This window comes from Novosphingobium sp. HR1a (assembly GCF_015594425.1).
GTDB lineage: Bacteria > Pseudomonadota > Alphaproteobacteria > Sphingomonadales > Sphingomonadaceae > Novosphingobium > Novosphingobium resinovorum_A.
Genome location: NZ_JABXWS010000029.1, coordinates 1 through 13,056, shown reverse-complemented (window position 1 = coordinate 13,056; position 13,056 = coordinate 1). Strand labels below are relative to the sequence as shown.

The following is a 13,056-nucleotide window of genomic DNA, read 5'->3' as shown; positions in this document are numbered from 1 at the left end:
AAGATCGCCCCAATCGCCCACGCAAACGAAAACCCCCGGAACCATCGGTCCCGGGGGCCTCTCGTTATTCCTAACTGATCGGATCAGCGCAGCGAGACGACGTTGTCCGAAACGCGCGGGTCCTTCCGGCCGGTGTAGAGGCTGGCCATCGGCTCGTCCTGGGCAAGGACGACCTCACCGCCGCCGAAGCCGTTGAACGCCGTGCGCATGGCGGCACCATAGGCGCCAAGCATGCCGACCTCGATCCAGTCGCCCGCCTTGATGTCAGCGGGGAGCAAGAAGGGGCCTTCCATGAAGTCGGCATCGTCGCAGGTCGGGCCGTAGAAGGAGAACTCCTTCAGCTCCGACGAACGTTCGCCGTCCTTGGCGATCGCCTTTACCGGGAAGCGCCATGCAACGTGCGCCGCATCATAGAGCGCGCCGTAGGCACCGTCGTTGATGTACAGCTCGTCGCCGCGACGCTTCTCGACCTTGACGATCAGCGAGTTGTACTCGGCTGACAGCGCGCGGCCCGGCTCGCACCACAGCTCTGCGTTGTAGGCGATCGGCAGCGCCTCGAAGTGACGATGGATGATCGCGAAGTAGTCCTCGAGCGGCGGCGGTTCCATGCCCGGGTACGACGAGGGGAAGCCCCCGCCGACGTCGACCATGTCGATGACCACGCCAGCGGCTGCAATGGCCGCACGGGCGCGCTCGAGCGCCTGCACGTAGGCGAACGGCGTCATCGCCTGCGAACCGACGTGGAAGCACACGCCCAGCCAGTCGGCGACCTGACGGGTGGCCTGCAGCAGTTCGCCCGCATCGGCAACGTCGATGCCGAACTTCGACGCGAGGCTCAGTTCCGAATACTCAGACGAGACGCGCAGGCGCACGCAGAGGCGCAGGTCGGTGGCGGTGTTGCCCTCGGCATCGGTGGTGGCTTCGACGATCTTCTCGACTTCCTCAAGGGTGTCGAGGCTGAAGGTGCGCACGCCGTGCTGGAAGTAGGCTTCGCGGATCGCGCTGGCGGTCTTGACCGGGTGCATGAAGCACAGGGTCGCGTCCGGCAGGACGCCGCGCACCATGCGCACCTCGGTGATCGAGGCGACGTCGTAGTGCGTGATGCCGTTGTCCCAGAGGATCTGGACGAGGTCGGGCGACGGGTTCGCCTTCACCGCATAGAGCGACTTGCCCGGAAACTTCGTGGCGAAGAATCGGGCAGCGCGCGCCGCAGCATGCGGGCGGTTCAGAATGACTGGTTCGTCAGGCGCGAGGGTGCGCGCTACGGCCGGTGCGTCGAGGAATGCGTGCAACTCAAGGGACCCCCAAACGGTGTGTTAACAGACAAGAGCTGCCTTGCGGTTTGGAAGTCCCCATGGGGCAGCGAGGGGCGGGATATAAGGCTCAGGACATGAATCGCAAGTGAAAAACGGGGACTTTCACAAAAACGTCATCTAGCCGGAAGCGGGCGCCGAACCGGGCGTACGATCTCATGAAATTCCGTTTTTCTGCAGCGGCTTGCATTGATCCACTCCATTGCAGCGTGATGACACCCCAGTGACAGTCAGGCCGTCCGTGTCATCGTTTGCAACGCGGCAAGGCGCAGGATCGGTCCCGGACGATTCGCCTTAACGGGATTGGCTGCATCATGGGCACGGCGGGTGGTTGCAGCTTCGCAGACACCCGCCCCTTTCATGCTTAACGCCCGCGTCAGGATACCTCCGGGGATCAGCTCAGACGGCCGCGGAAGTCCTCGTAATCGAACCGGCGGACGCATTCGAGCGCGTCGGTTTCCGAATCCCACAGCCAGATCGACGGCAACGGCACGCCGTTGAAGGTCGTCGTCTTGACCATCGAGTAATGCGCCTGGTCGAGGAACGCGAAGCGCTGTCCGGCTTCGGGATCGGCCGGCAGCACATAGTCGCCGATCACGTCGCCCGCGAGACACGACGGGCCGCCGAGACGTATGGCCTCGGCTGCATCCTCACCGCGCTCGCCCAGCATGGCGGGGCGATACGGCGCCTCGATCACATCGGGCATGTGGCACGTGGCGGAAATGTCGACGATCGCCACCGGCATGCCGTTCCAGCCCACATCGAGCACGGTGCCCACCAGAATCCCGGCGTCCAGCGCAACCGCCTCGCCAGGTTCGATGTAGATTTCGGCGCCGGTATCCTCGGCCATGTCGGCGAGGAATTCGATCAATTCCTCGCGCTGGTAATCCGCGCGGGTGACGTGGTGGCCGCCGCCGATGTTGATCCACTTGAGCTGGCCGAAGAACGGTTCGAGGAAATCGAACACCTTTTCCCAGGTGCGCTGGAGCGGCTCGAAATCCTGCTCGCACAAGTTGTGGAAGTGGATGCCGTCGATCAATCCGACGTGCTCTTCGGTAAGCTGGTCGATCGGGAAGCCAAGGCGCGAATGCGGGGCGCTCGGGTCGTACTTGGGGACTTCGCCTTCGGGGTGCAGCGGGTTGACGCGCAGTCCGATGTCGAAGCTCTCGCCGCGCGCGCGGGCACCTTCGATGAAGGGCCAGAAGCGCTCGATCTGGGCGGGCGAGTTGAAGATCACGTGGTCGGAGAGGCGCAGGATCTCGTCCATGTCCTCCGCCTTGTAGGCCGCGCAGTACGTGGCGATCTCGCCGTCGTAGAATTCCGAGGCGAGGCGCGCTTCCCACAGGCCCGAAGTGCAGACGCCGTCGAGATACTCGCCCACGATCGGCGCGGTGGACCACATCGAGAAGGCCTTCAGCGCCGACAGCACCTTCGCGCCAGACTGTTCGCCAATGTCGCTCAGGATGCGCAGGTTGGAACGCAGTTTGGCCGCATCGACCACGAAGGCGGGACTGTCGACGCGCGACAGGTCGAAGTTCGCGAAAGCGCCCGGATCGCCGGCTCTGGTTTCCATGATGCTTAGTCCCAAGTCAGCCCAGCGGGCCTTTGAAGATGAACCACGCCCCTGCCCCGACAAGGCAAAAGCCGACGATCTCGTTCCAGCCCGGCTTCTGCCCGAACAGCGCCCAGGCCACGAGCACGAAGCCCAGCAGCGAGAACGCCTCCTGCATGACCTTGAGCTGGCCGAGCGAATAGGCGGAACTGCCGATCCGGTTGGCCGGAACGGCGAGGCAATACTCGAAGAAGGCGATGCCCCAGCTCATCGCGATCGCCACCCACAGCGCCTTTCCGGGCACCTTGAGGTGGAGATACCACGCCGTGTTCATGAACAGGTTGGAGCCCGCCAGCAAAGCCACGGGCGCGACGAAGGACCAGTTCATGCCGCTCAGTCGACGCAGATCGCATAGGCGGACTTGCCGCCCTTGATCTCCGCATAGCAGCCGAACAGGCGATCATCGGCCTGGCATTGCCCGGTCGCCGCCTTGTCCGGCGCCACCGAACCCGCGCTGCCAACGCACTTGCCCTCGCACTGCGCGGAATCGGTGCACTGCCTGCCCGCGTCCGCGTAAGCATACACGCACATTTCCATGCCGAGCATCCCGCGCCGCTGCACCGTGCCGCCGCCGGAGGTGCAGGCCGCCTTGTCCGCCGCGCTCATATCGCGCGCGTAGGACTGGTTGCCTGCAGGCTCGGCGGGACCGGTCGGCGCCGTGGGCGTGACCGGCCCGGGCGCAACAGGACCGGGTTTGGGCGCTTCGGCGGGGGTGCAGCCACCCAGCGCCAGCGCACCCAGCGCGGTCAGGAACAGGAGGCGCGAGCGGCCGCCCATCAGAACGGAAGCGGCTCAGACAGTTCCTCGACGGTCCACGGCAGGCCGTGCTTGTTGAGCATGTCCATGAAGGGATCGGGATCGAACTGCTCCATGTTGAACACGCCCTCACCCGACCATGCACCCGTCACGACCATGGCCGCGCCGATCATCGCGGGCACGCCGGTGGTGTAGCTGACGGCCTGGTTACCGGTCTCGGCATAGGCGTCTTCGTGATCGCAGATGTTCTTGATGTAGAACGTCTTTTCACCCGAACCGTCGAGCGCTTCGCCGGTCGCGATGTCGCCGATGTTGGTCTTGCCCTTGGTCGTGGGACCAAGCGATGCAGGCTCGGGAAGGACCGCCTTCAGGAACTGCAGCGGCACGATTTCCACGCCGTTGTAGATCACCGGGTCGATGCGGGTCATGCCCACGTTCTGCAGCACGGTGAGGTGCTGGATATACGCATCGCCGAAGGTCATCCAGAAGCGGCCTCGTTCCATTTCCGGCAGGAATTTCGCAAGGCTTTCAAGCTCTTCGTGGTACATCATGTACATGTTCTTGGGGCCGACGCCCTCGAAGTCGAAGCTCACCTTCTTGGCCATCGCCGGGGTCTCGACGAAGTCGCCGTTCTCCCAGTGGCGGGCGGGCGCGGTCACTTCGCGGATGTTGATTTCCGGATTGAAGTTCGTCGCGAAAGCCTGGCCGTGGTCGCCGCCGTTGCAGTCGAGGATGTCAAGCGTGCGGATGGTCTTCAGCTTGTGCTTCTTGAGCCACATCGCGAAGACGCTGGTGACGCCCGGGTCGAAGCCCGAACCGAGCAGCGCCATCAGGCCCGCTTCCTTGAAGCGCTCCTGGTAGGCCCACTGCCAGTGGTACTCGAACTTGGCCACGTCCTTGGGCTCGTAGTTCGCAGTGTCCATGTAGTGCGTGCCGGTCGCAAGGCAGGCATCCATGATCGCAAGGTCTTGATAAGGCAGGGCAAGATTAACCACCAGCTTCGGACCGATCTCGCGGATCAGGGCCGAGGTCGCCGCCACGTCATCGGCGTCGATGGCGTAAGTGCCGATCGTCACGCCGGTGCGCGCCTTGACCGATTCCGCGATCGCCTCGCACTTCGAGACCGTGCGGCTGGCGAGGTGAATGTCCGAGAAGATATCGGGATTCATCGCCATCTTGTGGACCGCGACCGATCCGACGCCGCCCGCACCGATCACCAGAACCTTGCTCATCAACCTGTCTCCAATGCGCCTTGCCGATTGAACGAGGCCAATCGAAAGCGGGCCATATAGGGCCGTTCTGTGACAACTCAACTGTCCGGCACCCAAGGTGCACATAACGGCACCCAAAGGCACCCTAACGGCACACAACGCAACCGCAAACGCCGCACAGGCCGCCCCGAAGTGTCATAAACCGCCTTCAACCCGTCATCACCCGGTCACCCCACGGTGTCATCCGCGCCGCATCCCTTCGCAGGAGCCAGTGCCATGACCAGCCCTCTTTCCGGCAACCGTTCAAATCTCATCGAGAACGCGGTCGTCCGCGACGAAGCATCGCGCAAGAGCAAGCTGCTCGACAAGGCTTTCGCCATGGCCTTCAAGGGCCTCGTCTACGCGCAGATCTGGGAGGACCCGGTCGCCGACATGGCGGCGATGGAGATCACGCCCGACAGCCGCATCATCACCATCGCCAGCGGCGGCTGCAACGCGCTGTCGTATCTGACCGCGGACCCGGCGGGCATCACCGTGGTGGACCTCAACACCGCGCACATCGCGCTCAACAACCTGAAGCACGCCGCCGTGCGCCACCTCAGCCATGTCGAAGTGCGCCGCTTCATCGCCGAGGCCGACCGTGCCGAGAACGTCGCCCTCTACCGCGAGAAGCTGGCCCCGCACCTCGACGAGGCGACGCGCCGCTACTGGGAAGGCCGCGACCTCGTCGGCCGCCGCCGCATTGGGGCCTTCACGCGCGGCGTCTACCGCCATGGCCTCCTCGGCGGCTTCATCGGCGCAGCGCACGTCATCGCGAAACTGCACAAGGTGAACCCCGCCGAAATCCTCGACGCTGCATCGATGGAAGAACAGCGCCGCATCTTCGACGAGCGCTTCGCCCCGGTGTTCGAACGCCGCTTCGTGCGCTGGCTGACCAAGCACCCCGCCTCGCTGTTCGGCCTCGGCATCCCCCCTGCGCAGTACGACGCGCTGGCGGGCGGCCAGTCGATGGCAGACGTGCTGCGCGGCCGGCTGGAGAAGCTGGCCTGCCACTTCCCGGTTAACGACAACTACTTTGCATGGCAGGCGTTCTCGCGCGGCTACGGCAAGGGCACCGAAGCCCCCCTGCCCCCGTACCTGCAGGAAGCCAACCTGCCGCTGGTCCGCGACCGGCTCGACCGGCTGGACCTGCGCCACGCCAACTTCACCCATGTCCTCGCCGCAGCGGACGACGCCAGCTACGACCGCTACGTCCTGCTCGACGCGCAGGACTGGATGACCGACGCGCAGCTTACCGAACTGTGGACCGAGATCACCCGCACCGCCAAGCCCGGCGCCCGCGTGCTGTTCCGCACCGCTGCCGAACCCTCGCTCCTTCCCGGCCGCGTGCCCGATGCCATCCTCGACCGCTGGGACTACCGCGTCGAGCAGTCGCAGACGGCGACGCTGGCCGACCGCTCGTCGATCTACGGCGGCGTCCACCTTTACGTGTTCAAGGGCTGAGCCCGCATGGCAACTCTCGCCCCCGACCACGCCGCGCTGATGGATCGCATCTACCGCTGGCAGCGCCCGATCTACGACCTGACCCGCAAATACTACCTATTCGGCCGCGACCGCCTGATCGACGAACTCGACGCCAAGCCCGGCATGGCGGTGCTGGAGATCGGCTGCGGCACCGGCCGCAATCTCGCGCATGTCGGCAGAACGTGGCGCGGGGTGAAGCTGTTCGGCCTCGACATCTCCAGCGAGATGCTGCGCGCCGCGCGCAAGACGCTGGGCACGAACGGCACACTGGCGCTGGGCGACGCCACCCGCTTCGACGCCGCCGCGCTGCTGGGCCGCGAAGGCTTCGAGCGCGTGATGCTATCCTACGCCGTCTCGATGATCCCGGACTGGCAGGCCGCGCTTGCACAGGCCGCCGCGACGCTTGCTCCGCGCGGACGGCTGCACGTCGTGGACTTCGGCGACTGCTCCGGCCTGCCCGGCCCCTTGCGCAAGCTGCTGCTCGGCTGGCTGGCTCGCTTCCACGTCACGCCCCGGCTGGACCTTGCCGACGTGGCGGGCCGCGTCGCGCATGAGCAGGGGTTGGAACTGGAGGTTTGGCGCGGGCCTTTGGGATATTACCAGATGGTGCGACTTTCGCGGACCTGAAGGCTGAAAGGGAAAAGAGAGGGCCATTGCCCTCGCGCTCCCGGAACTGGCCACGCTGAACACGCAGCTTTTTTCGCTGACTGTAACCAAAGAGTCATACTGCAGAATACTTACAGACATTAAACTGTCACAATTGAGTCATAGTCGGCGCACTCCATTCGGGAGGGAGATAACCAATGCGCTCGATCATCCATGGCCTATGCACGCTCGCGGTGGTCTTCATCGCCGCGCCCGCCTGCGCATCGGAGGATGAGCAGCTTTGGCTGGGCAGCACCGCGACGGTAAAGCTAGGCGACAAGTGGCGCTTTTCACAGGAAGTGATCGGGCGCTTCAGCGACGATCGCGACGGGCTCTACGAAGTCGAATCGAACTCCCTGATCGGCTACAGGGTGGCCGACAAGGTGACCGTGTGGGTCGGCTATACCCACGATCCGAACTACGAAGCCGGCCACTTCTCGGTGATGGAACACCGCGGCCGCCAGCAGGTGACCTTCGATAACATCGTGAAGATCGGCCCCGGGCAGCTGAGCGCCCGCCTGCGCGTCGAGGAACGCTGGCGCGAAGGCATCGGCGGCACCGCCTACCGGCTGCGCCCTTACGTCAAATATGTCCTGCCCTTCCGCAAGGACAGCAAGACCGCGCTTGTACTCAGCCACGAGAGCTTCATCGACCTCAACGAAACGAACTTCCAGCGCGTCCAGGGCGAGGAGCGTATGCGCAACATGATCGCCGTGACGACCCCGCTGGCGAAGAATGTGAACCTCGAGGTCGGCTATCTCCACCAGCATGGCTTCCGGCCCGATGCCGACGACAGCAACGACAATGTCGCCTCGGTTTCACTGGGGTTCAATTTCTGAAACGGGAGACGTGATGGAAAGATGCGGCCTTATCCTCCCTGTTCGAAGGAATGGGGAGGTGGCAGCCCACAGGGCTGACGGAGGGGTTTCTCCCCTTCCACCACCCGCTACGCGTGCGGTCCCCCTCCCCATTCCTGCGGAACAGGGAGGATAAGGTCCGTGCCTCAAGCTACCCCAAGCCCTTGCGCCCGGCGCCCCGCAGGCTAACACCCGCGCCATGACCCAGCGCACGCCCACGCCCGAAGGCATCGCCCTCGCCGCCCGCAAAGTGGCCGAAATCCTGCCCCGCACGCCGCTGCTCCCGCTCGAGGTTGATGGCCGGACGATCTGGTGCAAGGCCGAGAGCCTGCAGCCGGTCGGAGCCTTCAAGATCCGCGGCGCCTGGCACCGTCTGTCCGCGCTGAACGACGAGGAACGCGCATGCGGCGTCGTCGGCGTCTCCAGCGGCAATCACGCGCAGGGCGTCGCCTGGGCCGCGCGGCGCCTCGGCATCAGGGCGGCGATCGTAATGCCGGTGGACGCGCCCGAGGTGAAACTGTCCAACACGCGCGCGCTCGGCGCCGAAGTCGTGCTCTACGACCGCCCCGGCGGGGAGGACCGCGACGAAGTCTCGCAAGCCCTCTGCGCCGAGCGCGGCGCCACGCTGGTCCACGCCTATGCCGACCCGTGGGTGATCGAGGGACAGGGCAGCACGGGCCTCGAGATCGCGGCGCAACTGGCCGAGCAGGGCCTTGCCGGGCCGGACCTGATCGTCGCGCCTTGCGGCGGCGGCGGGCTGACGGCGGGGCTCGCCCTCGCCTGCCCCGATGCCCGGATCGTGCCGGTGGAGCCCGAAGGCTGGGACGACGTGTGCCGCAGCCTCGCCGCCGGAACCATCGTGCCGGTCGGCCCCGATGCGCCGCCCACCGCCTGCGACGCCCTGCAGACGCCCGCCACATGGCCGATCAACTTCGCGATCCTCAAGGACCGTTGCCCGTTCGGCCTGGTGGCGACGCCTGCCGAAGTCCGCGCGGCCCAGCGTCTCGCCTTCGCGAAGCTGCGCCTCGTCCTCGAACCGGGCGGCGCGGCGGCGCTGGCGGCGGTGCTGGCGGGCAAGGTGGAGTTGGGGGAGCGCAGCGCCGTCATCCTCTCGGGCGGAAATACAGATGCGGCGGCCTTCGCCAAAGTCCTTTCGTCCCGGGATTGAACGCCCGGTGCCGCAAACTCCCGATGGAACCGGCAACGGTTGCGCGATATATTCCCGATACAAGGATAAGAAACTTCGGGAGTATAGCCATGGAAAAGGGAATGCCCGTCCCTGCCTTGAAGCCGTTCAAGATCGTCTTCATCGGCGTGGAACTGTTCTTCATCGGCATCACGCTGGCAGCGCTGGCGGACGTCGTTCTCGGCGAAAACTGGGGACTGGGCTGGAGCGTGTTCTTCATAGGCTTCATCGCCAGTGCCTGGGGCGCGGTCGCCTATCCGGTGTTCTGCGGGTGCTGCGGCTGGAACCGCAGCTGAACCCCTGCTAGTACGGCACCATGGATTTCGACGACCAGCTGCGCCGCTACTTCGCCACCGAAGACCTCTCCACCGTCACCCCCGCCGCAATCGAGGCCGGGGTGGAGCGGATGAAGGTCGATTTCGGCATGGAGCAGGACAAGGGCCGCCGCTTCGCGCTCTGGACCTTCATGTACATCCTCGGCTCCGCGCCCGACCTCGACGTCGCGTTCGAGACCGAGGACGAACGCAACGCCGCGCGCGATTTCATGGACATGATGGCGCAAATGGGCGCGGATTAACCGCGCTCGAAATAGCTCGCCAGTTCTACGTGAGTGGACCAGCGGAACTGGCCGACCGGACGCAGTTCCACCAGCCGGAAGCCCGCTTCGACCAGCCGCGCCGCATCGCGCGACCAGCTTGACGGGTTGCAGCTGACATAGACCACGCGGCCAACGGTGGAATCGGCGATGCAGTCCACCTGCTCGCGCGCGCCGGCACGCGGCGGATCGAGAACGACGGCGGCGAAGCGGCTCAGTTCGTCGGGCTGCAGCGGATTGCGGAACAAGTCGCGGTGGACGCTGAACACCGGCAACTGCGCGCGGTCGGCGCCCGCCTTGCAGGCATAGTGCACCTCGCGCGCGGCTTCGGCTGCCAGCACCTTGGTTTCCGGTCCCGCCAGCGCGAAGGCGAAGGTGCCGAGCCCCGAGAACAGGTCCGCCACCGTCGGTGCACCCGCCAGCCATTCACGCGCGGCGCTCACCAGTGCCTCCTCGCCGTCGAGCGTCGCCTGCAGGAATGTGCCCGGGGGAAACGGCACTTTGACGCCGCCGAGCGTCACCGTGACGGGCACCGGCTCCCACACCGTCTCGAAGCCATAGCCGCCGTCCATCGTCAGGCGCGCCAGCTTGTGCTCGCGCGCGAAATCCAGCATCGCCTCGGTGGCCGCAAGGCCCTCGGCGGTGAGGCCCTTGACGCCGAGGTCGATGCCTTGGTCAACCAGCGTCATCTCGATGTCGGCGGCCATGCGCGCCTGCACCTTGCCAGGCGCGGGCCTGCCATGGCGCCCCTTCTTGACGGGCGCGGCCTTGCCCATGGTGATGAGCAGCTTGCGCAGCGGCCCCAGCAACGCGACGATCTCGGGCACGAGGACGTGGCATTCCTGCACTTCGACCAGCCGGTGCGACTTCGCCTCGCGGAAGCCGATCACCACGCGCCCGCCCGAGCTTTCCGCGCGCAGCGAGGCCCGGCGGCGCGACGACGGCGGCGAAAGATGCGGCGCGGCGAGCGCCTGCGTCCCCAATTCCTGCGAGGCGGCGGCATTGGCCACCCGCGCCTCGACGAAGGCCGTCAGGCTTTCTTCGTCGAGCTGCTGCAGCTGACACCCGCCGCACTGGCCGAAGTGCCGACAAGGCGGCTCGACGTGGTGTGGCCCCCATTCGAGCGTGTCGTCGATGCGCAGCTTGTCGCCGGGCGCGGCGCCCCAGGCGAAACGGCCGGACGCGGTGACGCCGTCGCCCTTGGAGGCGATGCGCAGGATCTCTTCGGATTCGGTCATGGTTCCCGCGCGTATGCCCACCCCCAGCCCCTCCCGCAAGCGGGAGGGGAGAATATGGGGCAGCCCCTCCCGCAAGCAGGAGGAGAGAAAGAGCGCGCTACCTGCTCCCCTCCCGCTTGCGGGAGGGGCCGGGGGTGGGCCTGTCCTACAGGCACGCCGCAAGCGCCAGCGGCACCGCCTCGGCCAGTTGCCCCGCCGTGAACGCAGGCGGGCAAAGCCTCGCCGCCTCGCCGTGTAGCCAGACGCCCTCGCAGGCAGCGTCGAACGGCTCGATCCCTGTAGCGAGGCGGCTGGCGATCACCCCTGCCAGCACATCTCCGGTGCCCGCAGTTGAGAGCCACGAGCTTGCCCGCACCGCGCAGGCGAGCCTGCCGTCGGGCGCGGCGATCACCGTATCCGGCCCCTTGGCCACGACCACCATCCCGCTCGCCTCCGCCAGCGCGAGAGCACGCTCGGGCCGCGTCCCCGCACCGTCGAGATCGAAAGCCCGCTCCAGCGCGACGAGTTCGCCTTCGTGCGGCGTGGCGATGACGGAGGCCTCGCGCCCTGCGAGGTGACGCGGCGCCAGCAGAACCAGCGCATCGGCATCGACCACCACCGGCACCCCATCCGCCAGAGCCACCGCCAGCCGTTCGCGCGCGGTCGCATCGCGCCCCAGGCCCGGCCCGACCAGCACCGCCGTGTTGCGATCGTCGGCCAACACCTCGCTCAGCGCACCCTGATCGACGACGAGGTCGGCAGGCACATTGCGCTTGCTCTCGGCGAAGAGCTTCACGTAGCCCGCCCCTGCCCGCTGCGCCGCGATTCCTGCGAGCACCGCCGCGCCGGGCATCGCCCCGCCGACGACCGCCAGCAGCCCGCGCCGGTACTTGTGCGCATCCGGTGCCGGAGCGCGCAACTGCGGTCGCGCGACTGCGAGGGCAGCCCCCCGCACCGCGTCGACGCCGATCGGCACGTGCTGGAGCCGCCCCATCCGGGCGCTAGAAGGCATCAGGAAATGCGCGAATTTCCATGCGCCGAGCGCGATGGTCAGGTCGTAGGCGGGCAAACCCTCACCCAGCAGCATGCCCGAATCGGACTGTACCCCACTCGGCATGTCCACCGCCACACAGCGCGGATGCGTTTCGGCCAGCCGCGTGAGCAAGGCGAGGTGCTCCTGAGACAACGGCCGCGTCAGTCCGGTGCCGAAAAGGCAATCGACCAGCACTTCGCCCTTCGCCTCGGAATCGGTCTCGACCACGTCTCCGCCGAACAGGGCGCGCGCCTTGCGGCAGGCGTCGGTGGCAGGCTCGGCCGCCGCGACGACGACGGCATGGCCACCCCGCTCGCGAATGGCCTCGGCAATGACGTAGCCGTCGCCGCCGTTGTTGCCCGGGCCGCAGAGCACCGTCACCTTGTGCCGCCCCACCATGCGCCAGATCCATTCGGCAGCGCCACGCCCCGCCACCTGCATCAGCGCATCGACGCTGGTGCCCGCGTCGATCAACGCCTGCTCCGCAGCACGCATCTGCGCGGCCGTAAGGATCTGCCTATCGCGGGGCATCGTGCTTCACCGTCGCGGGAAAGAGGTAGCGATCGGTGCCCACGGTAACGTCGAGCCGGTCGCCGGCAAGGCGCACCTTCGGCGGCGTGGCGCTGTCCTTGGTGGTCACTCCCGCACCGCCCTTCGCGACCGCGAACCGGCGATAACCACCATCGGGATGGTGCACGACAAGCGTGAGCGCACCGTCCTTCTCGACCCGCTCCACCGAGCAGGCGGGCTTGAGTTCGGGCTCTCCTCCCACGGCGCAGTCGATGTGCTCGAGCGCTACGGCAACGGGAGCGGGCTCGTCACTGCGCGAGCAGGCGGCGAGAAGGAGGACGGCACAGGCCAGCGGCGGGAGCTTGGCGGTCATGGCATAAATCATAACGCCCGAAACGCTCGGGGCAATGTCAGGCTGCGAGATCACCACATCGTCATTGCACAGCCGGCTCAGACATCCCGAACAAGCTCCCTGGCAAGCCCTTTCGTCCGCCATCCTCAATGCTGAGCCGAAACCGGCCTTTCCGGATGCGCCCCGTTGCGGGCCTTGTTGCATCCTCCCTGTTGCGAAGCAATGGGGAGGGGGACCGCTCGCGC

General features: G+C 66.5%; 14 protein-coding genes. 6 read left to right on the top strand and 8 right to left on the bottom strand.

What is annotated here, in order from left to right:
- Nucleotides 1–83 precede the first annotated feature (83 nt).
- The 5 genes from HWN72_RS05520 to HWN72_RS05500 all read right to left on the bottom strand — a co-directional run bounded on the left by HWN72_RS05520 (nucleotide 84) and on the right by HWN72_RS05500 (nucleotide 4,913).
- Complete coding sequence (locus HWN72_RS05520; protein ID WP_069707569.1) at nucleotides 84–1,292, bottom strand: type III PLP-dependent enzyme; 1,209 nt, start codon at nucleotides 1,290–1,292, stop codon at nucleotides 84–86.
- 415 nt (nucleotides 1,293–1,707) lie between these two features.
- Nucleotides 1,708–2,886, bottom strand: a complete 1,179-nt coding sequence (locus HWN72_RS05515; protein WP_069707568.1) for a carboxynorspermidine decarboxylase — start codon at nucleotides 2,884–2,886, stop codon at nucleotides 1,708–1,710.
- A gap of 16 nt (nucleotides 2,887–2,902) precedes the next feature.
- Nucleotides 2,903–3,253, bottom strand: coding sequence for a DMT family protein (locus tag HWN72_RS05510; protein ID WP_008828838.1), 351 nt, complete (start codon nucleotides 3,251–3,253; stop codon nucleotides 2,903–2,905).
- A gap of 5 nt (nucleotides 3,254–3,258) precedes the next feature.
- Nucleotides 3,259–3,702: a hypothetical protein gene (locus HWN72_RS05505; protein WP_069707567.1), complete on the bottom strand. Its 444-nt coding sequence runs from the start codon at nucleotides 3,700–3,702 to the stop codon at nucleotides 3,259–3,261.
- Nucleotides 3,702–4,913, bottom strand: coding sequence for a saccharopine dehydrogenase family protein (locus HWN72_RS05500; RefSeq protein WP_008828840.1), 1,212 nt, complete (start codon nucleotides 4,911–4,913; stop codon nucleotides 3,702–3,704). The genes HWN72_RS05505 and HWN72_RS05500 overlap by 1 nt, the downstream gene beginning before the upstream one ends.
- Before the next feature lie 255 nt (nucleotides 4,914–5,168).
- Between HWN72_RS05500 and HWN72_RS05495 the strand changes: the two genes are divergently transcribed.
- The 6 genes from HWN72_RS05495 to HWN72_RS05470 all read left to right on the top strand — a co-directional run bounded on the left by HWN72_RS05495 (nucleotide 5,169) and on the right by HWN72_RS05470 (nucleotide 9,681).
- Nucleotides 5,169–6,395, top strand: coding sequence for a DUF3419 family protein (locus tag HWN72_RS05495; protein ID WP_069707566.1), 1,227 nt, complete (start codon nucleotides 5,169–5,171; stop codon nucleotides 6,393–6,395).
- A 6-nt stretch (nucleotides 6,396–6,401) separates the two neighbouring features.
- Nucleotides 6,402–7,043, top strand: coding sequence for a class I SAM-dependent methyltransferase (locus HWN72_RS05490; RefSeq protein WP_069707565.1), 642 nt, complete (start codon nucleotides 6,402–6,404; stop codon nucleotides 7,041–7,043).
- 176 nt (nucleotides 7,044–7,219) lie between these two features.
- Complete coding sequence (locus HWN72_RS05485) at nucleotides 7,220–7,900, top strand: DUF2490 domain-containing protein (RefSeq protein WP_008828843.1); 681 nt, start codon at nucleotides 7,220–7,222, stop codon at nucleotides 7,898–7,900.
- 217 nt (nucleotides 7,901–8,117) lie between these two features.
- The gene (locus tag HWN72_RS05480) at nucleotides 8,118–9,086 is read left to right on the top strand and encodes a threonine/serine dehydratase (protein ID WP_211149961.1); all 969 of its coding nucleotides are present in this window, start codon (nucleotides 8,118–8,120) and stop codon (nucleotides 9,084–9,086) included.
- Nucleotides 9,087–9,175: 89 nt separating this feature from the next.
- The gene (locus HWN72_RS05475; protein WP_008828845.1) at nucleotides 9,176–9,400 is read left to right on the top strand and encodes a hypothetical protein; all 225 of its coding nucleotides are present in this window, start codon (nucleotides 9,176–9,178) and stop codon (nucleotides 9,398–9,400) included.
- A gap of 20 nt (nucleotides 9,401–9,420) precedes the next feature.
- Nucleotides 9,421–9,681: a hypothetical protein gene (locus tag HWN72_RS05470; protein WP_008828846.1), complete on the top strand. Its 261-nt coding sequence runs from the start codon at nucleotides 9,421–9,423 to the stop codon at nucleotides 9,679–9,681.
- Here the strand turns inward: HWN72_RS05470 and HWN72_RS05465 are convergent.
- The 3 genes from HWN72_RS05465 to HWN72_RS05455 all read right to left on the bottom strand — a co-directional run bounded on the left by HWN72_RS05465 (nucleotide 9,678) and on the right by HWN72_RS05455 (nucleotide 12,832).
- On the bottom strand, nucleotides 9,678–10,937 hold the full coding sequence (locus tag HWN72_RS05465; RefSeq protein WP_008828847.1) for a class I SAM-dependent RNA methyltransferase: 1,260 nt from the start codon (nucleotides 10,935–10,937) through the stop codon (nucleotides 9,678–9,680). The two genes, HWN72_RS05470 and HWN72_RS05465, sit on opposite strands and share 4 nt — an antisense overlap.
- Before the next feature lie 145 nt (nucleotides 10,938–11,082).
- A complete protein-coding gene (locus HWN72_RS05460) occupies nucleotides 11,083–12,480 on the bottom strand; it encodes a bifunctional ADP-dependent NAD(P)H-hydrate dehydratase/NAD(P)H-hydrate epimerase (RefSeq protein WP_069707563.1) in 1,398 nt (465 codons plus the stop codon).
- Nucleotides 12,467–12,832, bottom strand: a complete 366-nt coding sequence (locus tag HWN72_RS05455) for a hypothetical protein (protein WP_037518184.1) — start codon at nucleotides 12,830–12,832, stop codon at nucleotides 12,467–12,469. The genes HWN72_RS05460 and HWN72_RS05455 overlap by 14 nt, the downstream gene beginning before the upstream one ends.
- Nucleotides 12,833–13,056 lie beyond the last annotated feature (224 nt).